This window comes from Variovorax sp. dw_308 (genome assembly GCF_019207085.1).
GTDB lineage: Bacteria > Pseudomonadota > Gammaproteobacteria > Burkholderiales > Burkholderiaceae_C > Variovorax.
This window is the reverse complement of the sequence record NZ_JAATOM010000006.1, coordinates 303159-323699: the sequence shown is the minus strand read 5'-3', so window position 1 is coordinate 323699 and position 20541 is coordinate 303159. Positions and strand designations below refer to the sequence as shown.

Here is a 20541-nt window from a genome sequence, read left to right as displayed (position 1 = left end):
CCGCTAGCGACGACCGCCCCGGAAGCCACCCCCGCCGTGGAAGCCGCCACCGCCGCCACCACGGAACTGCCCGCCGCCGCCGCCCCATGAGTGGTCCATGCCCATGGAGGACTGGCGCAGGTTCTGCGCGCGTTGCCCGCCGAAGTCGCGGGCGTTGAGGTCGCGGTTGAGTTGCTCGATGCGGGCACTGTTGGCGCCCGCACCTCCCGCAGCCGTCCCGCCGGCCCCGCCGCCCGCGCCAGCAAATCCCGCAGCACCCGCAGCACCCGCACCGCCCTCGCGCATGGCCGGTCCGCTCGCCGACGACCAGCCGCCACCCTGCGTGTGCTGCTGCCACCCATCGCCGGTGTTCCGGTAGACGTTGCCGTCCTTCCCCGCATAGACGTCGTTGCCGACGCGCGCGACGGTGCCGCCGCCTTCGCCCGTGGCACGTGCGTAGCCGGTGACATTGCCGGTGTTGGGGTTGTAGACCGCGCCACGCCCGCCCGACACCTCGTTGCCCGTGTACGCATTGCCCGCCGTGCCGCGCCCCCCGACCGCGACAGCACCGCCCGGCCCGGCCGCCACGCCGCGCGCACCTGCCGCGTAGTTCCCGGCGTAGACATTGCCGACCGCACCGCGCTGCCCCGCCGACGCGATGCCGGTGCGCGAGTTGTAGGAAGATCCGACCTGCCCGGCCCAGGCATTGCCGGTCCAGGCGTTGTAGCCGCCGCCCACGCGCGACACGCTGGCCCGTGATCCCCACTGGCTGTAGATGTTCCCCGAGTAGCCCGCCCATCCGCCCGGCCCCCACGCGACGGCGCCCCCGCGCGGCCCGAAAGCCGCGCCGCCCCACACCGGCGCCGCCCACGGCCCCCAGTAGGGGTAGGGCCCCCAGCCCCAGCCCGTCGCCACGGTCGCTGCGCCCCAGGCCCAGCCCAGGCCGAAGGCCACCGCCCAGCCGGTCCACGGCGTGTACGCGACCGCGGCGCCATAGCCGTAGGTCACCGGCGCGCCATACCAGTAGCTGCCGATCCACGGGTCGTAGTAGTAGCCCGTGCCGTACACCACCACGCCGCTGACCGGGTCCACGTACGAGCCCATGTAGCCCGGCGAGTAGCCTGTGTAGACGACGTCGGGCGTGGCCTCGTAGATGCGCACGAAGGTCACGTAGTGCAGCGGTGAACTCGACGGGATCGCATAGATCGCCGCCGGCACCGAGCGCGCGACCGACCATGGCCCCGTCACCGAGCCGCTGGTGAACCACACGCCGTTCTCGACCGCGTAGAAGGCGTTGTCGCTCACGCGGATGATGGCGGTGGGCGAGTTGGCGACGTAGGACAGCGCGGTGCCTTCGATGGGCTTGAACACCGGCGCGCCGTCGAAGATGGGTCGCTTCAGCGCAGTGCCTGAAACCTTCACCGCCGCCGTCTGCGGCACCGATGCCGCGATGACCGCCTCGCGCGCCTGCGAGGTGCCGGCGATCGAGGCCTTGACGTTCTCCTTCGGGCTGTCGTCGGGGATCTGCGCGAACTCCGGTGGCAAGGCATTCGCCGCCACGTATTCCCACGGGCCCGCCTCCGATGCCGCACGGAACCAGCGACCCGCGACCAGCACATAGGTGCGGTTGTCGAGCATGTCCTTGAAGATGTTGCCGGTCGTGTTCTCGACGTAGAGCAGCTGCGTGCCGGCCAGCGGCACGGGCCGCGCGGGCCCGTCGGTCACGATGAGTTCGGTGGGCGACTGCGCCACGACGATCGACGGCACCAGCCCCGACAGCGATGGCGCGGGCCGGTCGGCCGTGCTCTGCCCCGTCAGCGGGTCGATCGCATGCGCGTCGCTGGCCTGCTTGAAGGCGCGGGCGAGCGAGGCGGCGGGCGCGTTCAGCACCTGCCACGGCCCGGCCAGCGCCGGTGCGCTCATCCAGCCGTCGAACACCTTGAGGTAGTGCGTGCCGGTGCTGTCGCGCAGCACCAGCGGCCGGGTGTTGAGCACGCGCTGGAACGGCGTGCCCTGCATCGCGCCGTAGCGCGGCTCGCCATCGACGGAAACGAGGATCGCCGGCACGCTCGAGAACACGATGCGCGGCGGCTGGTTGCGCAGCGGCTGTCGTTGCTGCGGCCGCTGTTCCTCGGTGATCGACAACGCGGCCTCCAGCCGGTCCAGCGCGATGGTGCGCGAGCGGCCGGTGAGGTCCTTCGCGATCGCATCGCTCCATGCCTTCGTCTGCGCCGCGGTGGACGAGGGAAAGTCCACCTTGGCGAACTGCACGCTGTCGACGGTGACCACCCGCGTGCCCTTGTCGGTCAGCGTGCGCGCATTGAAGCTGACGATGCCGTAGCGCGTTTCCGGCCGGTCGGTGCCGATCTCGACCTGCACCGCCGAGCGACCCACCAGGTTGGCGCCGTCCCAACTGTCCAGTTGCGGCTCGAAGACGATGAGCGTGACGTTGCCCGCGGTCTTGATGGTGCGTGGCCAGCCAGCCTCGCGCCCGATGGCTTCGGCGCTCGCGACCTTGCCGGCCGCACGATCGCTCGCGTAGTTGCCTGGTGGTGCGGCGGATTGCGCACCGACCGGCAAGACGTGCGTCGCACCCGCGAGACCCGAAAGGATGGCGAGCGCAATGCGCCCGGACTTCTTGTTCATCGAACCCTTTTCAATTGGCATGGCCCAGGGTCACGGCGAGCGGCGGCCATTGGCTGGCCAGCGCGCCGACTCGGCCCAGGGGCCACGAATGTAGAGCGAAAACCCGCTCGCCCGGGCCCTCCGCAACGGTAACCGAATGCTTTGCTTGCCGCCCCCGACGACCCTCGCAAACCGAATCTGCATAGCCGAATTCCTTCTTTGGCTTTGCGGGCGCACCTTCGCAGAATCTCGTGACGCGCGGGCCGCCGGCCCGCTTCAGGTGGAAGTCACGATGACACAGCTTGCAGAGATTTCGCCCGTCGACCGGGCACACCGGGTGATTGCCGTCACGGCATCGGCCTGGCATGTGGCGCCGCGTGCGCCGCGTCGTTCGCTATCGATCCGCATGCTGAAGCGCCTGCGCTTCAATGCGCCCGCGAACGCACCGTCGCACGTGCTGCTGGCGCACTCGTGGTGACGGCGATGGCGCACGCATTCACGCGCCGGGGCGTGCTCGGCTTGCTGGGTTCGCTCGCGGCAACGCAGGCGCTGGCGCAGGCGGGTGGGGCTTCCGACACCTTGCGACTCGGCTATCAGAAATCATCGACGCTGATCGCGCTGCTCAAGGCGCAAGGCACGCTGGAGAAACGCCTCGCGCCGCTGGGCGTGAAGCTCAGCTGGCATGAGTTCACCAGCGGGCTGCCCTTGCTGGAGGCGCTGAACCTCGACAACCTCGACTTCAGCGCCGATGTGGCCGACACGGTGCCGGTGTTCGCGCAGGCCGCCGGCGCGCAGCTCACCTTCGTCGCGCAGGAGGCGCCGTCGCCGTCGGCGCAGGCAATCCTGGTGCGGGCCGATTCGCCGATCAGGAAGGTCGCGGACCTCAAGGGCCGCAAGGTCGGCTTCGCGAAGGCGGCCGGCTCGCACTACCTGCTGATCGCCGCGCTCGCGAAGGCCGGCCTGTCGTTCAAGGACATCGAGCCGGCCTACCTCACGCCGGCGGACGGTCGCGCGGCCTTCGAGACCGGCGCCATCGACGCCTGGGTGGTGTGGGACCCGTTCCTCGCCGCCGCGCAGCGCCAGACGCAGGCGCGCGTGCTGGCCGACGGCACCGGCATTGCGTCGTACCAGCGCTACTACCTCGCACGCACGCGCTATGCGCAGGCGCGGCCCGATGTGCTGCGCGCGGTCTACGCGGAGCTGGAGAAGGCCGGTCGCTGGATCAAGCAGAACCCGGCCGAAGCGGCCGCCGTGCTCGCACCGGTGTGGGGCCTGGACGCGGCGACCATCGAGCAGGCGAATGCGCGGCGCAGCTACCAGGTGCGCCCTGTGGTGCACGCAGGCTCGGCCGAGCAGCAGCGCATCGCGGATGCCTTCCTTGCCGAGAAGCTGTTGCCGCGTCGCGTCGACACCTTGGCCGTGACGCTGTTCGAGCCCGGCGCTTGAATGTGCGCCGCGTAGCACCAACGCGGTCATAGACAGTTCGGTGCTTAAGAACTGAATTCTCAGTCGTTTGAGTTGGCAGGCACCCAACCTAAAGTTGTCTATCGCCATCATCGCGGCGAGTCCTCGATCCCCACAAGAAAGCGGAGACCTCCCTCATGAATTTCGATGCAGCAACCCTTGAATTGCCCCACGCCCTGGAGCAGGCCCGTGACCTCGCGGCGCAGCAGAACCTTCCTTATGCGGGCGGCGTGACGCCGTTCGTGGCGTGGCAACTGGTGCAGCAGGCACAGGCCGTGCTTGTGGACGTGCGTTCCGGCGAAGAACGCAAGTTCGTCGGCCATGTGCCAGACAGCCTGCACGTGCCATGGGCCACGGGCACCGCGCTCACGCGCAACCCGCGCTTCGTGCGCGAGCTGGAAGCCAAGGTGGCGAAGGAGGGCGGCAAGGAGGCGGTGGTGCTGTTGCTGTGCCGCAGCGGCAAGCGCTCGGCGCTGGCGGCGGAGGCCGCTGCCAAGGCCGGCTTTGCGAACGTCTACAACGTCCTCGAAGGCTTCGAGGGCGAGATCGATGCGCACCAGCACCGCGGCGTGGCCGACGGCTGGCGCTTTCATCAACTGCCCTGGGTGCAGGACTGACCGGCATCCCGGCCAACGAACGTAAAGGACGCCATGCCCGCACGCCTCGACATCGACCGCATCGCGAGTTCCCTGCGCGGCGTGCGCAGCGAATGGCGCGATGCGCAGAAGCGTTCACGCGAGCCGGCGGGACGCGAGTTCCCGTCGCGCGAATCGCTCGCAGTGGTGGTCGAGCAGTTGAAGGGCGCACTGTTTCCGCTGCGCCTGGGGCCGCCCAGCCTGCGCCCGGACGGCGAGGACTACTACGTCGCGCACACGCTCGACGCGGCCCTGCACACGCTGCTGGACCAGGCCCGGCTGGAGTTGCAGTACGTCGGCAGGCATGCCCCTGCCGCGGCGGACGAGGTCGATGCGCGCGCTGCGCAGGCGGTGCGGGAATTCGGCGATGCCTTGCCCGACATCCGCCGGCTGCTCGACAGCGACGTGGTGGCTGCATTCCAGGGCGACCCGGCCGCGCACAGCGTGGACGAGGTGCTGCTGTGCTATCCGGGCGTGCTGGCCATGATCCACCACCGGCTGGCGCACACGCTCTACACGCTGGGGCTACCGCTGCTGGCGCGCATCGTGGCGGAGTTGGCGCATGGCCAGACCGGCGTCGACATCCATCCGGGCGCGCGGATCGGGCCCGGCTTCTTCATCGACCATGGCACCGGCGTCGTGATCGGCGAGACGGCGGTGATCGGGCGGCATGTGCGCGTCTACCAGGCCGTGACGCTGGGCGCGAAGCGCTTTCCGACCGATGCATCCGGCCACCTGCAGAAGGGACTGCCGCGGCACCCGGTGGTGGAGGACGACGTGGTGATCTACGCCGGCGCCACCATCCTCGGACGGGTGACCATCGGCAAAGGGGCGACGATCGGCGGCAATGTCTGGGTCACCGACGACGTGCCTGCCGGCACGAGCGTGACACAGGCCAGCTTGCAGAACGCGCCGCAGCCGCGGCTGGCGTTGCGGGCTTGAAATGAGCGCAGCGCCGGGCCGCCCCAAGCAAGCTCGCGCCCCCTCGGGGGGGCAGCGAGGACACGAAGTACCGAGCGTGGGGGTGCAAATGAGCGCAGCGCCGGGCCGCCCCAAGCAAGCTCGCGCCCCCTCGGGGGGCAGCGAGGACACGAAGTGCCGAGCGTGGGGGCGCAAATGACCGCAGCGCTCATCGAGAGTTTCGGCGTCGCGGTGCGGCGGTTGCGCGAGCAGCAGGGCTGGTCGCAGGAGCAACTGGCCGAGCACTCCGACCTGAACCGGTCCTACGTCGGCGAGATCGAGCGGGGCCGCGTCATTCCGTCGATCGTCACTGCCCGCAAGCTGGCCGACGCGCTGAAGCTCAACACCTCGGGCCTGCTCGCGCGCTGCGAGGAGCTGGAGTCGCAGGTGTTGGCCAAACGCATCAATTTGATGGCTATAGCCTGTTGAGGGATAACCCTTGGCAACAGGACACTGGCTTCGTCCTTTCCTCAACCCACGGAGCCCCCCATGAGTGCAACAGTCGGTGGAACCACCGCCCTTGGCGACAACGCAGCGCGCCAGCTCGCCAATGCCACCAAGACCGTCCCCCAGCTCGAGACCATCAGTCCGCGCTGGCTCACGCACCTGTTGCAATGGGTCCCGGTGGAGGCAGGCATCTATCGCCTCAACAAGGTCAAGAACCCCGAGTCGATCAAGGTCACCTGCACATCGCGCGAGGAAGAGAACCAGCTGCCGCGCACCTTCGTCGACTACGAGGAGAACCCGCGCGAATACTTCCTCAACGCGGTCAGCACCGTGCTCGACGTGCACACCCGCATCTCCGACCTCTACAGCAGCCCGCACGACCAGATCAAGGAGCAGCTTCGCCTGACGATCGAGACGATCAAGGAGAACCAGGAGAGCGAGCTCATCAACAACCCCGACTACGGCCTGCTGGCGCAGGTGACGGAAGAGCAGCGCATCTTTCCGCTGACCGGCGCGCCCACGCCCGACGACCTCGACGAGCTGCTGACCAAGGTGTGGAAGGAACCCGCCTTCTTCCTCACGCACCCGCTCGCGATCGCGGCGTTCGGCCGCGAAGCCACGCGCCGCGGCACCCCGCCGCCGACGGTGAGCCTGTTCGGCTCGCAGTTCATCACCTGGCGTGGCATTCCGCTGATCCCGTCGAACAAGGTGCCGGTGGCCGACGGCAAGAGCAAGATCATCCTGCTGCGCGTGGGCGACAAGCGCCAGGGCGTGGTCGGCCTGTTCCAGCCGGGCCTCACCGGCGAGCAGAGCCCGGGCCTGTCGGTGCGCTTCATGGGCATCAACAACCATGCGATCGCGTCCTACCTGATCTCGCTGTATTGCTCGCTCGCGGTTCTGACGACGGATGCGCTGGCCGTGCTCGACGATGTCGAGGTCGGCAAGTACCACGACTACGCCGACACCTACAAGTAGGCCGCGGTGAGCAGCCCAATCTCTCCCCCCACCGGCGCCGGCCTGCCGCACGGCGTGGAGGCGCCGTTCGATCCCGAGGTGCTGGCGCGCATGGCGAGCCAGTTGTTCGCGGCCTTGCCGGGGCACTACGTGCCGCCGGGCGCGCAGGCGCCATCGCAACTCGCGCCGCCGGGTTCGCCGCTGGTGAGCCCCGCGGGCTTCGGACCGAGCGTGCCCGGCACGCCGATCCCGCAAGGCCAGGTGCCGGGCAGCAACCTGCTGCCGGCTTCGCCGACCCAACTGCCGTCGCTCGCGAACCGCCTGCCGTCGCAGCTGCCGAATGCGGTGGCCGGCAATGGCGTACCGGACAACGTGTTCGCTGCGCTGCCGGCGTATGAGCCGCGCCTGGCGACCGCGGCCATCGGCGTGCCGGAGGCTGCAGCGGTGACGCCGTCGCAAGCGGCGACGCATCCCGCTGCGGGCGCATCGCCGTTCTACTTCCTCGGGGACACCTATGGCCAGCCATCGCCTGGCGGCCGGGGTACCGACAGCGCGCCGCGCATCAGCGATGAACTGGCGTATTTCCCGTTCGCGCAACCACAGGGTGCCGACGTGCAGGGCTTGCTGGCAAAGCAGGCGCCAGCGACCCCATCGACACCCACGCCCTCGACCGAGCCGCAGTACTACTTCGTCGACGCCGTGCGCCTGCCCAGCGGCTACGTCACGCCGGCCAAGCCATCGCCGCATGGCAGCGATGTGCCCGTGGCAACCGCAGGCCAGCGACAGCCCTTCGACGTGCATGCCGTGCGGCGCGATTTCCCTGTGCTGCAGGAGCGCGTGAACGGCCGGCAACTGGTCTGGTTCGACAACGCCGCGACCACGCACAAGCCGCAATCGGTGATCGATCGCATCAGCTACTTCTACGAGCACGAGAACTCGAACATCCACCGCGCCGCGCACGAACTGGCGGCGCGCGCGACCGATGCCTACGAGGGTGCGCGCGAGCGGGTGCGCAAGTTCATCAACGCGCCGGAAGTGGACGAGGTGATCTTCGTGCGCGGCACCACCGAGGCCATCAACCTCGTGGCCAAGAGCTGGGGTGGCCAGCATGTGCGCGAGGGCGACGAAATCATCGTGTCGCATCTGGAGCACCACGCCAACATCGTGCCGTGGCAGCAGCTCGCATCCGCCAAGGGCGCGAAGCTGCGCGTGATTCCGGTAGACGACTCGGGGCAGGTGCTGCTCGACGAATACCGCAAGCTGCTGAACGACCGCACCAAGATCGTCGCCGTCACGCAGGTGTCGAATGCGCTGGGCACGGTGGTGCCGGTGAAGGAGATCGTCGAGCTGGCGCATCGCGCCGGTGCCGTGGCGCTGGTCGATGGCGCGCAGTCGGTCTCGCACATGCGCGTCGACGTGCAGGACATCGGCGCCGACTTCTTCGTGTTCTCCGGCCACAAGGTGTTCGGCCCGACCGGCATCGGCGCGCTGTGGGGCAAGCGCGAGGTGCTGGAAGACATGCCGCCGTGGCAGGGCGGCGGCAACATGATTGCCGACGTGACCTTCGAGAAGACCGTGTTCCAGCCGATCCCCAGCAAGTTCGAGGCTGGCACCGGCAACATCGCCGACGCGGTGGGCCTGGGCGCGGCGATCGACTACGTCAACAGGATCGGCATCGAGAACATCGCGCGCTACGAACATGAGCTGCTGGTGTACGGCATGCGGGAACTGGGCGCGATTCCGGGCGTGCGGCTGATCGGTACGGCGGCGGACAAGGCGAGCGTGATGTCCTTCGTGCTGGATGGCTACACGACCGAGGAAGTGGGCCATGCGCTGAACGACGAAGGCATCGCGGTGCGCACCGGGCACCACTGCGCGCAGCCGATCCTGCGGCGCAACGGCGTCGAGACCACGGTGCGGCCTTCGCTGGCGTTCTACAACACCTTCGATGAGATCGACCGGATGGTGGCGGTGGTGCGGCGGCTGTCGGGACACAGGGCTTTGAAACGCTGAAGGATTGGGGTTGTCTCCTCGTCGCTCGTGCGCGACGATTTGCGGGGCCTGCGGGCCCCGCTTTTTCTTGAGGTCGCGCAAGACGTTGCCAGCACCGACGTGCGGCTTCATGCGAAGAGGGATGGGCCGGGCTCACCGTTCGCCACACGCGCCCCTTGAATGGCTGAGGAGCGGCGCTCTGCAGGCGCGTTTGGCGGTGGGCTCCGTTCAGGCCACCAGGCGCCGGGGTCGCGCTGCTTCCTGCGCCTCGCGTGCACGGCGCGCTTCATGGCTCCTGAACTGCGCATAGGCCACGGGCAGCAGGCGCGTGTCCGCCGTGGACCAGCGGCCGCGTCGCAGCAGGTCGCCGAGGATGTGCTCGCTCTCGGTGGGCTCGCCACGTTCGATGTCGTGGTACATCGATCCCGTCAGCACCGAGCCCGGCATGCACAGGGCCGCACGCGTGCGTACGATGGCCTTCTCTCGGGGCGCATGCGCGTTGAAGGCGGCGATGCGGCAGCACTCGTCGAGCAGGTCCAGCGCGATGTGCTGCGCGCCGGCGCTGACGATGTCGCCCACGTTGGCGCGCAGCAGCGCCGTGAGGCTGGCGAGCGTGGCGATGTGGATCCACTTCTCCCACATGTCCTGGACGATGCGGTCGCTGGCCAGCCCTTCGAAGCGGGCCTGCCCTAACGCCTGCGCGATACGGTCGATGCGCGCCGTGCGCTCGCCTTCGAGTTCGCCGAACAACAGCGTGTGCTCCGGGCCGTCATGCTCGATGGCTCCCGTCTCGTCGACCGATGCAGCGATCACGCAGGCTCCGCCCAGCACGCTGCGGCGCCCGAAGCGCTCGACCAGCAGGTCGAGGTGGCGCATGCCGTTGAGCAGCGGGAGGATGGCGGTGTCCGCGCCAACCGCGGGCGCGAAGTCGACCATGGCCGCCTCGAGGTCGTAGGCCTTGCAGGCGACGATGACCACGTCGTATGGCTGCTGGATCTGCCGGCTTGCGAGAACGGTTGGAGAGGGCAGTTGCAGGTTGCCCGTTGGACTGCGGATCGCAAGCCCGCGCGCGGCCAGCTGCGCCGCACGGCCGGGCCGCGCGAGAAAGCTCACGTCGTGCCCGGCCTGCAGCAAGCGGCCACCGAAATAGCTGCCGACCGCGCCGGCACCGACCACGAGGAACTTCATCTCGGACTTGTCGGATACGTTGGGCATAGGGCTGCGTGCGCTGTCAGAAGGCCGGCACCAGCGCGCCGTTGAACTTGGTTTCGATGAAGCTCTTCACCTCGGGCGAGTGATAGGCCTTCACCAGTTGCTGCGCCCATGGCTTGTCCTTGTCGACGCGGCGCACCGCGATGAGGTTGGCATACGGCCCCTTCGGTGATTCCTTGATCACCGCGTCCTTCACGAACGACAGGCCCGCCTTCTCGGCATAGTCGTTGTTGATGGAGGCGATGGTCAGGTCGTCCAGCGAGCGTGGCAGCTGCGCGGCATCGAGCGGCACCAGCTTGAGCTTCTTCGGATTGGTCACGACGTCGAGCGGCGTGGCGGTGTTGTTCTTCACCGCCTCGGGCTTGAGCGTGATGAGGCCGGCCTGCTGCAGCAGCAGCAGCGCGCGGTTGCCGTTGGACGGATCGTTCTGGATGCCGACCGAGGCGCCGTCGGGCAGCGCATCGATAGCCTTGATCTTGTGCGAATAGAAGCCCAGCGGCGCGGTGATGGTCAGGGCCACCGGCACGATGTCGAAGCCGCGCGCCTTGTTCTGGTTGTCGAGGAAGGGCTGGTGCTGGAAGGCATTGGCATCGAGGTCGCCGGCGGCCAGCGCGGCATTGGGCAACTGGTAGTCGTTGAACACGATGACGTCGAGCGCCAGGCCGTCGCGCGCCGCGACCTTCTTCACCACTTCGAAGATCTGCTCGCCGTTGCCGACGGAGACGCCGACCTTGACGGTCTTCCTGTCCTGGGCATGGAGGGGCAGCGCGACCGCGAAGGCGAGAGAGAGGGCGGCGATGGCGGTGCGGCGGCGGAAGGGGAAGTGCATGGCGAACGGATCGTTGAAGATGGAGCGGCGACTTTGCGCGCGCATGCCGCCTGCGCGAACGAAGAAATTCGCGCAGCGATATGCGGAAAACTTTGGCGATCGCGGCATGGCCGCTTATGCGCTGACCAGATAAGCACCCGCCAATTGCGTCGTTCCCATTCCGACGCTGCGTTCCGATACTCGCGGCTTTGCATGGCCCGCACAGCGTGCGGCCGCATCGCTCATGACATCCGCATCCATCGCCGAAGCCCCTCCGGGCACGCAGCAACCCGTCATCCGCCTGGAAGCCGTCCAGAAGTCCTTCAAGCTCCCCAACGGCGAGGTGTTCGACGCCGTGCGTTCGCTCTCGCTCGACATCCACGCAGGCAACATCTTCGGCCTCATCGGCAAGAGCGGCGCCGGCAAGTCGACGCTGCTGCGGCTCATCAACCTGCTCGAACGCCCCGACGCCGGCAAGGTGCTCGTGGACGGGCGCGACCTCACGACGTTGTCGCGCCGCGAACTGCGCGACACGCGCCAGTCGATCGGCATGATCTTCCAGCAGTTCAACCTGATCCAGAACGCGACGGTGTTCGACAACGTTGCCTTCCCGCTGAAGATCCACGGCCGCCACTCACGCGAGGAGATCCGGGCGCGCGTGCGCGAGTGCCTCGACCTGGTGGGCCTGGCCGAGAAGATCGACAGCTACCCGGCGCAACTGTCGGGCGGGCAGAAGCAGCGCGTGGCGATCGCACGCGCACTGGCGCCGCGCCCGAAGGTGCTGCTGTGCGACGAGCCGACGTCGGCGTTGGACAGCGAGACCACGCGCGCACTGCTCGACACGCTGCGCGACATCCACCAGAAGATCGGCGTGACCATCGTCATCGTGACGCACGAGCTCTCGGTGGTCGAGGCGCTGTGCCGCCACGTCGCAATCCTGGAGCAGGGTCGGCTCGTGGAGCAGTTCGAGGTCGATGCACCGCCAGCCGCGGAGCGCGCCACGGCACTGGGCCGGGAGATCGATGAACTGGTGCGCCGCCGCGAACGCGAAGCAGCGCAGCAGGCCACGCGCCCGGCAGTGCAACGCCACATCGCACCGCAGCAAGGAGTGGCGTATGCCTGAGAACATCGCCGCCATCCTGCCCGAGCTGGGCATCGCCATCGGCCAGACCTTCCTCATGCTGGGCATCGGCCTCAGCGCCGCCCTGCTGATCGGCGGGCCGCTGGGCATCCTGCTGTTCCTGCTGAGTCCCGGCCAGTCGCTCGCCAACAGGCCGGTGTTCCTGGTGCTCAACTGGATCGTGAACACGGTGCGGTCCTTTCCTTTCATCATCCTGCTGGTGGCGCTGGTGCCGTTCACGCGGGTCATTGCCGGCACCTCGATCGGGCCGCTCGCGGCGGCGGTGCCGTTGTCGGTGGCGGCCATTCCGTACCTCGCGCGTCTCGTCGACCAGTGCCTGCGCGACGTGCCGCGGGGCGTCATCGAGGCGGCGCATGCGATGGGCGCGTCGGAGCTGCAGATCATCTGGCGCGTACTGATCGTCGAGGCGCGGTCGGGCCTGGTGCTGGCGTTCACCGTGCTGTCGGTGAGCTTCCTGTCGTACTCCGCCATCGCCGGCGTGGTGGGCGGTGGCGGCATCGGCGACCTGGCGATCCGCTACGGCTACTACCGCTTCCAGACCGACGTGATGGTGCTGACCGTCGCATTGCTGGTCGTGCTTGTGCAGATCCTGCAGTTCGTCGGCAACACGGCGGCGCGCCGGCTCGACAAGCGCTGAACCCTCTATTCCCTTTCAATCACCGGATCTTCCATGACCACCTCGCTCCTCCGCCGCTCCGTCCTCGCCCTCTCCATCGCCGTGCTCTCTGTCGGCGGCCTCGCGCTGCAGGCCCACGCACAACCCGCCACCAAGAAGGAGTTGGTGATCGGCGGCACCGCCGGCTCCAACATCGACCAGCTCAAGGCCGGTATCGTGCCCATCCTCGAGAAGAAGGGCTACAAGGTGAAGCTGGTCGAGTTCAACGACTACGTGCAGCCCAACCAGGCGCTCGCCCAAGGTTCGCTCGACGCCAACTTCTTCCAGCATCGCGTCTATCTGCAGAAGTTCGCGGCCGACCAGAAGCTCGACATCGTCGAACTGGTGCAAGGCCCGATCGCACCGCTGGGTGTGTACTCGCACAAGCGCAAGACCATCGCGGAGGCGAAGGAGGGCGACCGCGTCACGCTGCCGAACGATCCGAGCAACCTGGCCCGTGCGCTGGTGCTGCTGGAGCAGAACAAGCTCATCACGCTCAAGCCGGGCATCGACCCGATCCGCGCATCGGAGAAGGACGTGGCCGAGAACCCGCGCAAGCTGAAGTTCATCCCGCTCGAAGCCGCGCAGCTGCCGCGCTCGCTGGACGACACCGAGTACGCCATCGTCAACGGCAACTTCGCGATCTCGTCGGGCCTCAAGCTGACGGAAGCGGTGGCGCTGGAGAAGACACCGGACCACTACCTCAATGTCGTGGCCGTGAAGCGCGCCGACAAGGACACGCCGTGGGCCAAGGACATCGTCGAGGCATACCACTCGAAGGACTTCCAGACCGTGGTGGACAGCAAATTCCAGGGCTACGCCAAGCCGACTTTCCTGCAGTAGGCGCGGCAGCCATGGGTGTACTCGTCAGCTTCGACGCCCAAGGGAACTGGGGCGAGACCCATGTGTGCGACAGCGAGATCGCGCGCTGCCTGGCCGAGCTGGGCGCTGCGTGGCGACCGCGTGCGCGGCGGCGCGCGAGGCAGCAGTCGGATGCCGCACTCGCCAAGACGCGCCTGCTCTACCTGCGCGCCGGCGACGGCTTTGCCGGCGTGCTCTGCGAGCCCGGCGACTGGATCGAAGCCAAGGCCGGCAATGCGCCCGCGCCGGGCCGCGACAAGCCGCTCGGCGCATGGCCGGACCTCCCCTCGCTCGACACCTTCATCGAGACCATGCTCGAACTCACCGGCAACGAGTCCGCAGACGACGAGTGACGCTGCAGCGGTGCGGCGATGCAGCAGTGAACCAATGCCGCGATGCTGCAGTTCCGAGGTGCAACGGATAGTCGGATAGCAACTAAGCCTGCTCCTTTTTCTTCGTTCCCTTGCAGGCGCGCGGATCGAAGAATCAAGGTCTTCCTGTTGCCCTGGAGCGCACTCTCATGCTTAGCCGCCAACTCTTCCTTCGCCTCGCCGGCGTCATCCTGCTGGCCCCCATGCTCGCGAGCGCTGCACCGGCCACGGGCGAGCCCGTCTGGTTCGGTGTCAGCGGCCCGCTGACCGGCCAGAACGCGCAGTACGGCGCGCAGTGGAAGGCCGGCTTCGACCTCGCGCTCGACGACATCAATGCCAAGGGCGGCATCCACGGCCGGCCGCTGGCCTACACCTTCGAGGACAGCCAGAGCGACCCGCGCCAGGCCGTCGGCCTCGCGCAGAAGTTCGTCAACGACAAGCGCATCCAGATCGAGCTCGGCGACTTCTCCAGCCCGGCCTCGATGGCCGCCTCGCCCATCTACCAGCGCGCGGGCCTGGTGCAACTCGGCTTCACCAACTCGCACCCCGACTACACCAAGGGCGGCGACTACATCTGGAGCCCCTCGATCAGCCAGGCCGACTCGCAGCCGCTGCTGGCCGACCTGGCCGTCACCACGCTGGGCTTCAAGCGCGTGGCGGTGCTGTTCCTCAACACCGACTGGGGCCGCACCAGCCGCGACGTGTTCGTGAAGGCGGCCGAGGCGCGTGGTGCGCAGGTGGTCATCGCCGAGGGCTACCAGCCCGACGAGAAGGACTTCCGCTCGACGCTGGTGCGCGTGCGCGACGCCAACCCCGATGGCCTGGTGCTGATCTCCTACTACCCCGACGGCGCGCTCATCGCAGGGCAGGTGCGCAACGTCGGCCTGAAGCAGCCGATCGCGGCGAGCGGCTCGGTCTACTCGCCCAAGTTCATCGAGCTCGGCGGCGCGGCGGTCAACGGCGTCTACAGCAACACCGCCTTCTTCCCTGAGGAGCCGCGCGCCGAGGTGCAGGCCTTCGTCACGCGCTTCAAGGCCAAGTTCGGCAAGGAGCCCGACGCCTTCAATGCCTATGCCTACGACGCCGTGCAGATCGCCGCCGCCGCGCTGAACCAGGCCGGCCCCACGGGCGATCGCACCGCAGTGCGCGATGCCTTCTACAAGATCAAGGACGTGCCGAGCGTGGTGTTCGGCAAGGCCAACTTCGATCCGCAGTCGCGCCGCGTGATCGGCGTGAAGAGCGTCGACCTGGTGGTGAAGGATGGCAAGTGGGCGCTCAGCGACGTGAAGGGCAAGGCCTCGGTGGCTTCGGCCCGCTGAAGCACTGCGACCCCTGAGCGCGCATGAGCTTCACCTCGTTCTTCGACTACACGGTCAATGGCCTGATCATCGGCAACATCTACGCGATGCTGGCCGTCGGCCTCGCGTTGATCTTCGGGGTGTCGCACCTCATCAACTTCGCGCACGGGTCTGTCTACACGGTCGGTGCGTACATCGGCTGGGCATCGATCACCTTCCTGCACACGCCACTGCCCATTACGTTGCTGCTGGTGGTGCTGGGCTCCGGCGCACTCGGCATGCTGATCGAGCGTGTCGGACTGCGGCCCTTGCAAGGGTCTGCCCGCATCGCGCCGCTGCTCGCGACCATCGGCATCAGCTTCGTGCTCGACATCCTGGTGCAGCTCTTCGCGAGCCCCGACCCGCGCGCGCTGCCGACGCAGCTGCCCGACTGGCGCCTGCAGATCGGCACTGGCACCATCGGCGCGCTGGACCTGCTGATCGCCGGCATCGGCATCGCGAGCGCCGCGCTGCTGTTCGGCTTCCTGCGCTTCACCAAGCTGGGCTGGGCCGTGCGTGCGACGGCGCAGGACCGCGACGCCGCGCAGCAGATGGGCGTGGACGTGAACCGCGTCAACCAGAGCGTGTTCGCCATCGCCTCCGCGCTGGGCGGCCTGTCGGGCGTGCTGGTGGGCATGTACTACAACAACATCAGCCCGGCCATGAGCTTCCAGGCGACGCTCAAGGGCGTGGTCGCGACGGTGGTGGGCGGCGTCGGCAACGTGCCGGGCGCCGTCGTAGGCAGCATGCTGCTGGGGCTCACCGAAAGCTATGGCGTGGCGATGTTCGGCACGCCGTACCGCAACCTGTTCGCCTTCGTGCTGCTGCTGCTCATCCTGGTGTGGAAGCCCAACGGCCTGTTCGGCCGCAAGCGCGCGTTGCCGCCGGAGCCGCTGACCGGCACCTTCATCGCGCCGAGCAAGCCGTGGCGCGTGCCGCCGCCGTTGCTGGCCGCGCTGTTCGTGATCGCCGCGGTGCTGCCGCTGTTCAACCCTTCCCCCTACCTGCTGCAGGTGCTGACCAACTCGTGGCTCTATGCGGCGCTGGCGCTGAGCCTGACGCTGGTGGCCGGGACCATCGGGCAGATCTCGCTGGGGCATGCGGGGCTGCTGGCCATCGGTGCCTATGCGTCGTCGCTGCTGGTGCTGGATCTGCACTTGCCGGTGGGCACGAGCATCGTGGTGGCGGGGCTGCTGACTTCGCTGATCGGCACCGCGTTGATCTTTCCGGCGTTCCGGTTGCGCGGGCACTATGTGTCGATCGCGACGCTGGGCATCGGCGAGATCGTGGCGCTCACCATCCTGAATTGGGAAAGCCTGACGCGCGGGCCGATCGGCATCTCGGGCATTCCGCCGTTGTCGCTGTTCGGGCACGACGCCTCGTCCAACGCTTCGTTCTACTGGGCCTCCTTCTCCGCGATGGTGCTGCTGGCCTTGCTGCAATGGCGGCTGCTGCGGTCGCACCTGGGCCGCACCTTCCGCGCGGTGCGCGAGGACGAGGTGGCCGCGCGTGCCTACGGCGTGAGCCCCGATCGCTACAAGGCGATGGCCTTCGGCTTCGGCGGCTTCGCGGCCGGCGTGAGCGGGGCCTTCACGGCGCACCTGTATTCGTACATCAACCACGAGACCTTCACCTCGCAGATCTCCATCCTCGCGCTGACGATGGTGATCCTGGGCGGGCTCGGGAACATCAGCGGCGCGCTGCTCGGCGCGGTCGCGCTGGTCAGCCTGCCGGAGCTGTTCCGCGTGACGGCGGAGTACCGCATGTTGATCTATGGCGTGGCGTTGCTGCTGCTGATCCGCTTCCGTCCGCAGGGCCTGCTGGGCACTGTTTGAACCTTCATGCAAAGGAAATTTCGATGAGCCACCTGAACGACTATCTCGCCGAGAAACGCGCCGCCGTGCTCGCACGCGATGCCGCCATCGAGGCCGGCACCGCCCAGCCGCTGCAACTGAAGGCCAACGTGCGCGCCGAAGGCCGCAGCGGCGTGCGGCGACTGCGCATCCGCGACCATCAGGTCATCAGCGACAGCCCGCCGGACTTCGCCGGCTACAACCTCGGCCCGAGTTCACCAGAACTGCAATTGGGCGTGCTGGGCACCTGCGTGACGCACATCTTCCTGATCCATGCAGCGCAACGGCAGGTGCCGCTGGAAAGCCTGGACGTGGAAGTGACCGGCATCATCGACCCGCGCGGCGGCAAGCCCGGCCATGAGCAGACGCCGATCTGGCCGCACGAGATCGCCTACACGGTGAACATCGATTCGCCGGCGCCGCGCGAAGACATCGACGCGCTGTTCGAAGCGGTGGAGCGCACCTGCCCGATCCTCAACCTGCTGCGCAATCCGCAGACGATCCGCGCCGAGGTCAAGCTGGTCAATTCGAAAGCGACCGCCGCCAACGCGGCGACCAAGGACGCGGATGCCCTCGCTGCTTGAAGTCTCGGGCCTCACGCGGCGCTTCGGCGGTTTGACGGCGGTCAACGCGGTCGACCTCGCGGTAGGCGAGGGCGAACTGGTGAGCGTGATCGGCCCGAACGGTGCGGGCAAGACCACGCTGTTCAACCTCGTCACCGGCCTGGACCAACCCGACGGCGGCACGGTGCGCTTCGAAGGCGAGGACATCACGGGATGGCCCGCGCCGAAGCTCGCGCAACGCGGCCTCGCGCGCACCTTCCAGCACGGGCGCGTGTTCGCCAACCTCACGGTGCTCGACAACGTGCTGGTCGGCGCGCACACGCGGCTGCGCGCGGTGCGTCCGCGCCTGGGCGGCGTGCCGGGCGTGGGCGCACTGGCCGAACTTGCGCTGGCCCTGGTGCAACCGCCATCGGTCACGCGAGAGGAAGCGCAGCTGCGTGAGGAAGCGCTGGAGATCATCGCGCTGTTCGGCGAACGCCTGGCGCCGCGCATCGACCATCCCGCGTACAGCCTGTCGTATGCGAATCGCCGCCGCGTCGAGATCGCCCGTGCGCTGGCGCTGCAGCCGCGCCTGCTGCTGCTCGACGAGCCGACCGCCGGCATGAACGAAAGCGAGACCGCCGAGATGCTGGAGATCATCCGCACCCTCAAGTCGCGCGGCCAGACCATCCTGCTGATCGAGCACAAGCTCGACCTGGTGATGCAGTTGTCCGACCGCGTCGTGGTGCTGGACGATGGCCGCAAGATCGCCGAAGGGTTGCCGCAGGATGTGCGCAACGATGCCAAGGTGATCGAGGCCTACCTGGGCAGCCGCAACGTCGGCCAGACCATCGCGGCGAAGGCCCTTGCGCCCGCGCCGCAAGCACTCGCCGCATGACGATCCTCTCGACCGTCGCCCGCACCGGTTTCCCCGCTCCCTCTCCCCTGCGGGGAGAGGGCTGGGGTGAGGGCACGCCGCGCCGAGAAGCCGCGGCGATGATCCAGGGCCCCTCCACGTCGCACCCCTTGCTCGAACTCCGCAAGGTCAACACCTTCTACGGCCCCGTCCAAGCCCACTTCGACCTCGACCTCGAAGTGCGCACCGGCCAGATCGTGAGCCTGCTCGGCGGCAACGCCAGCGGCAAGTCCACCACCATGAAAGTCGTGCTCGGCCTGCAGAAGCCGCGCTCCGGCGAGGTGCGTTTTGCCGGCCAGTCCACGCTCGGCCTCAGCACCCCGCAGGTGATCCGCCGCGGCATCGGCTCCGTGCCGGAGGCGCGGCGACTGTTCCCCGCGATGACGGTGCGCGAGAACCTGCTGATGGGCGCCTATGCGCGCAATGACAGCAAGGCGATCGCGGAAGACCTCGAGCGCATGCTCGAACTCTTCCCGCGCGTGGCAGAGCGCATCGAGTTCCAGGCCGGAACGCTCTCCGGCGGCGAGCAGCAGATGGTCGCGATGGCGCGCGCCCTCATGGGCCGGCCGCGACTCATCTGCATGGACGAGCCGACCATGGGCCTGTCGCCGCTCTACGTCGACAAGGTGCTGGAGCTCATCGCGCAGATCAACCGGCAGGGCGTGTCGGTCTTCATGGTCGAGCAGAACGCCAGCCTCGCGCTGCAGATCGCGCACTACGGCTATGTGCTGCAGACCGGGCGCATCGTGCTGCAGGGCCCGGCCGCGCAACTGCTGACCGACACGCGCATCCGTGACGCCTATCTCGGTGGTGGCGATGCCGCCAGCACCGCTTCCTGAAAGCCAACATCCATGTCACTCAGACTCGACCACATCGTCATCGCCGTCCATGACCTGGAGGCCACCATCGCCGACTACGCCGCGTTGGGCTTCAACGTGCAGCGCGGCGGCGACCATCCGGGCCGCAGCACGCACAACGCGCTGGTCGTTTTCGCAGACGGTAGCTACTTGGAGCTCATCGCATGGAAGTCCCCGGCGCCGCAGGAGCGCTGGTGGCAACTGTTGCAGCGCCGCGGCGAAGGCCTCGTCGACTTCGCGCTGCTGCCTGCCGACACAGGCGAAACGGTGGCGCAGGCCGCGCAGCGTGGCCTGAAGCTGGAAGGCCCGCTCGACGGCGGCCGCCTGCGTCCCGATGGCGAGCGCCTGGTGTGGCAGACCGCGCGGCCCACCACTCACGACCTGCCCTTCCTTTGCGGTGACATCACGCCCCGTGCGCTGCGCGTGCCCGAAGGCGATGCCCGCGTGCATGCCAACGGCGCAACAGGCGTCGCCAGCCTCGCCATCGCGGTGCAGGACCTGGACGCAACCCTCGCACGCTACCGCGCGTTGCTCGGCGAGGCGCAAGGAACGCACGTCGGCCGCGCCGTGACGCTGCATGCGCGGCACGACCGCATCGCGCTGATCACCCTGGGCGAGAGCACGCTAGTGCTGAGTTCGACCCGGCGCGCGGTCAACGCAGACGACAGCACCGAAGACGAAGACGGCGACCCCATCGCGCGCCGGCTTGCCGCGCACGGCGAAGGCCCGTTCCACCTGACGCTGCGCACCACGCGTGCAGATGCGGCAACGCCCGCCTTCGCGCGCACGCACGGCGCCAGCATCGAGTTCGAATTGGAAGGCGCTGCGGCGGTTTCCCACCTTCATTTCGCACAAGCTGCCGCGCTTGCTGAACCGGCTTGAATGCTGACGACGAACGCGACGTTCCGTGCCTGTCGTGGCACTGAACAGGA

The 20541-nt window shown here is 68.2% G+C and carries 20 protein-coding genes; 17 read left to right on the top strand and 3 right to left on the bottom strand.

From position 1 onward, the window contains the following. Positions 1-3 precede the first annotated feature (3 nt). Positions 4-2625, bottom strand: coding sequence for an autotransporter (locus tag HCU76_RS15610; RefSeq protein WP_213954466.1), 2622 nt, complete (start codon positions 2623-2625; stop codon positions 4-6). A gap of 271 nt (positions 2626-2896) precedes the next feature. Here HCU76_RS15610 and HCU76_RS15605 point away from each other — a divergent pair, with 271 nt between their 5' ends. From HCU76_RS15605 to HCU76_RS15575, 7 genes are all read left to right on the top strand, one after another. Further along, positions 2897-3082 carry a hypothetical protein gene (locus HCU76_RS15605; protein WP_213954465.1) on the top strand — a complete coding sequence of 62 codons (186 nt, stop codon included), beginning with the start codon at positions 2897-2899 and terminating at the stop codon, positions 3080-3082. Between the two features lie 5 nt (positions 3083-3087). Beyond that, positions 3088-4050, top strand: coding sequence for an aliphatic sulfonate ABC transporter substrate-binding protein (locus tag HCU76_RS15600; protein ID WP_218509891.1), 963 nt, complete (start codon positions 3088-3090; stop codon positions 4048-4050). Positions 4051-4205: 155 nt separating this feature from the next. Continuing rightward, complete coding sequence (locus tag HCU76_RS15595) at positions 4206-4685, top strand: rhodanese-like domain-containing protein (RefSeq protein ID WP_213954463.1); 480 nt, start codon at positions 4206-4208, stop codon at positions 4683-4685. A 33-nt stretch (positions 4686-4718) separates the two neighbouring features. Next, a complete protein-coding gene (gene epsC, locus HCU76_RS15590; RefSeq protein WP_213954462.1) occupies positions 4719-5645 on the top strand; it encodes a serine O-acetyltransferase EpsC in 927 nt (308 codons plus the stop codon). Between the two features lie 174 nt (positions 5646-5819). Further along, positions 5820-6092, top strand: a complete 273-nt coding sequence (locus HCU76_RS15585) for a helix-turn-helix domain-containing protein (RefSeq protein WP_213954461.1) — start codon at positions 5820-5822, stop codon at positions 6090-6092. Between the two features lie 60 nt (positions 6093-6152). Then, positions 6153-7085: a family 2A encapsulin nanocompartment shell protein gene (locus HCU76_RS15580; RefSeq protein WP_218509890.1), complete on the top strand. Its 933-nt coding sequence runs from the start codon at positions 6153-6155 to the stop codon at positions 7083-7085. Between the two features lie 90 nt (positions 7086-7175). After that, complete coding sequence (locus HCU76_RS15575) at positions 7176-9077, top strand: family 2A encapsulin nanocompartment cargo protein cysteine desulfurase (protein ID WP_218509934.1); 1902 nt, start codon at positions 7176-7178, stop codon at positions 9075-9077. A gap of 207 nt (positions 9078-9284) precedes the next feature. Here the strand turns inward: HCU76_RS15575 and HCU76_RS15570 are convergent, their stop codons facing one another. Beyond that, the gene (locus tag HCU76_RS15570; protein WP_371319834.1) at positions 9285-10271 is read right to left on the bottom strand and encodes a ketopantoate reductase family protein; all 987 of its coding nucleotides are present in this window, start codon (positions 10269-10271) and stop codon (positions 9285-9287) included. A 16-nt stretch (positions 10272-10287) separates the two neighbouring features. Further along, complete coding sequence (locus HCU76_RS15565; RefSeq protein WP_218509932.1) at positions 10288-11097, bottom strand: MetQ/NlpA family ABC transporter substrate-binding protein; 810 nt, start codon at positions 11095-11097, stop codon at positions 10288-10290. Between the two features lie 223 nt (positions 11098-11320). Here HCU76_RS15565 and HCU76_RS15560 point away from each other — a divergent pair, with 223 nt between their 5' ends. From HCU76_RS15560 to HCU76_RS15515, 10 genes are all read left to right on the top strand, one after another. Further along, positions 11321-12199, top strand: coding sequence for a methionine ABC transporter ATP-binding protein (locus tag HCU76_RS15560; protein ID WP_218509889.1), 879 nt, complete (start codon positions 11321-11323; stop codon positions 12197-12199). Beyond that, positions 12192-12854, top strand: coding sequence for a methionine ABC transporter permease (locus HCU76_RS15555; protein ID WP_213954457.1), 663 nt, complete (start codon positions 12192-12194; stop codon positions 12852-12854). Before HCU76_RS15560 ends, HCU76_RS15555 begins: the two co-directional genes overlap by 8 nt. Before the next feature lie 33 nt (positions 12855-12887). Beyond that, complete coding sequence (locus tag HCU76_RS15550; RefSeq protein WP_213954456.1) at positions 12888-13715, top strand: MetQ/NlpA family ABC transporter substrate-binding protein; 828 nt, start codon at positions 12888-12890, stop codon at positions 13713-13715. Positions 13716-13726: 11 nt separating this feature from the next. Further along, positions 13727-14086, top strand: coding sequence for a hypothetical protein (locus HCU76_RS15545; RefSeq protein WP_213954455.1), 360 nt, complete (start codon positions 13727-13729; stop codon positions 14084-14086). A gap of 167 nt (positions 14087-14253) precedes the next feature. Further along, on the top strand, positions 14254-15423 hold the full coding sequence (locus tag HCU76_RS15540; protein ID WP_213954454.1) for an ABC transporter substrate-binding protein: 1170 nt from the start codon (positions 14254-14256) through the stop codon (positions 15421-15423). A 23-nt stretch (positions 15424-15446) separates the two neighbouring features. Then, positions 15447-17276, top strand: coding sequence for an ABC transporter permease (locus tag HCU76_RS15535; protein ID WP_213954453.1), 1830 nt, complete (start codon positions 15447-15449; stop codon positions 17274-17276). Positions 17277-17299: 23 nt separating this feature from the next. After that, on the top strand, positions 17300-17878 hold the full coding sequence (locus tag HCU76_RS15530) for an OsmC family protein (protein ID WP_213954452.1): 579 nt from the start codon (positions 17300-17302) through the stop codon (positions 17876-17878). Beyond that, positions 17862-18734 (top strand): ABC transporter ATP-binding protein, encoded by an 873-nt coding sequence (locus HCU76_RS15525; RefSeq protein WP_213954451.1) that lies wholly within the window; start codon positions 17862-17864, stop codon positions 18732-18734. The genes HCU76_RS15530 and HCU76_RS15525 overlap by 17 nt, the downstream gene beginning before the upstream one ends. 98 nt (positions 18735-18832) lie before the next feature. Then, positions 18833-19591, top strand: a complete 759-nt coding sequence (locus HCU76_RS15520; protein WP_256354219.1) for an ABC transporter ATP-binding protein — start codon at positions 18833-18835, stop codon at positions 19589-19591. A gap of 12 nt (positions 19592-19603) precedes the next feature. Further along, entirely contained in the window at positions 19604-20491 is an 888-nt protein-coding gene (locus tag HCU76_RS15515) for a VOC family protein (protein ID WP_213954449.1), read from the top strand. Positions 20492-20541 lie beyond the last annotated feature (50 nt).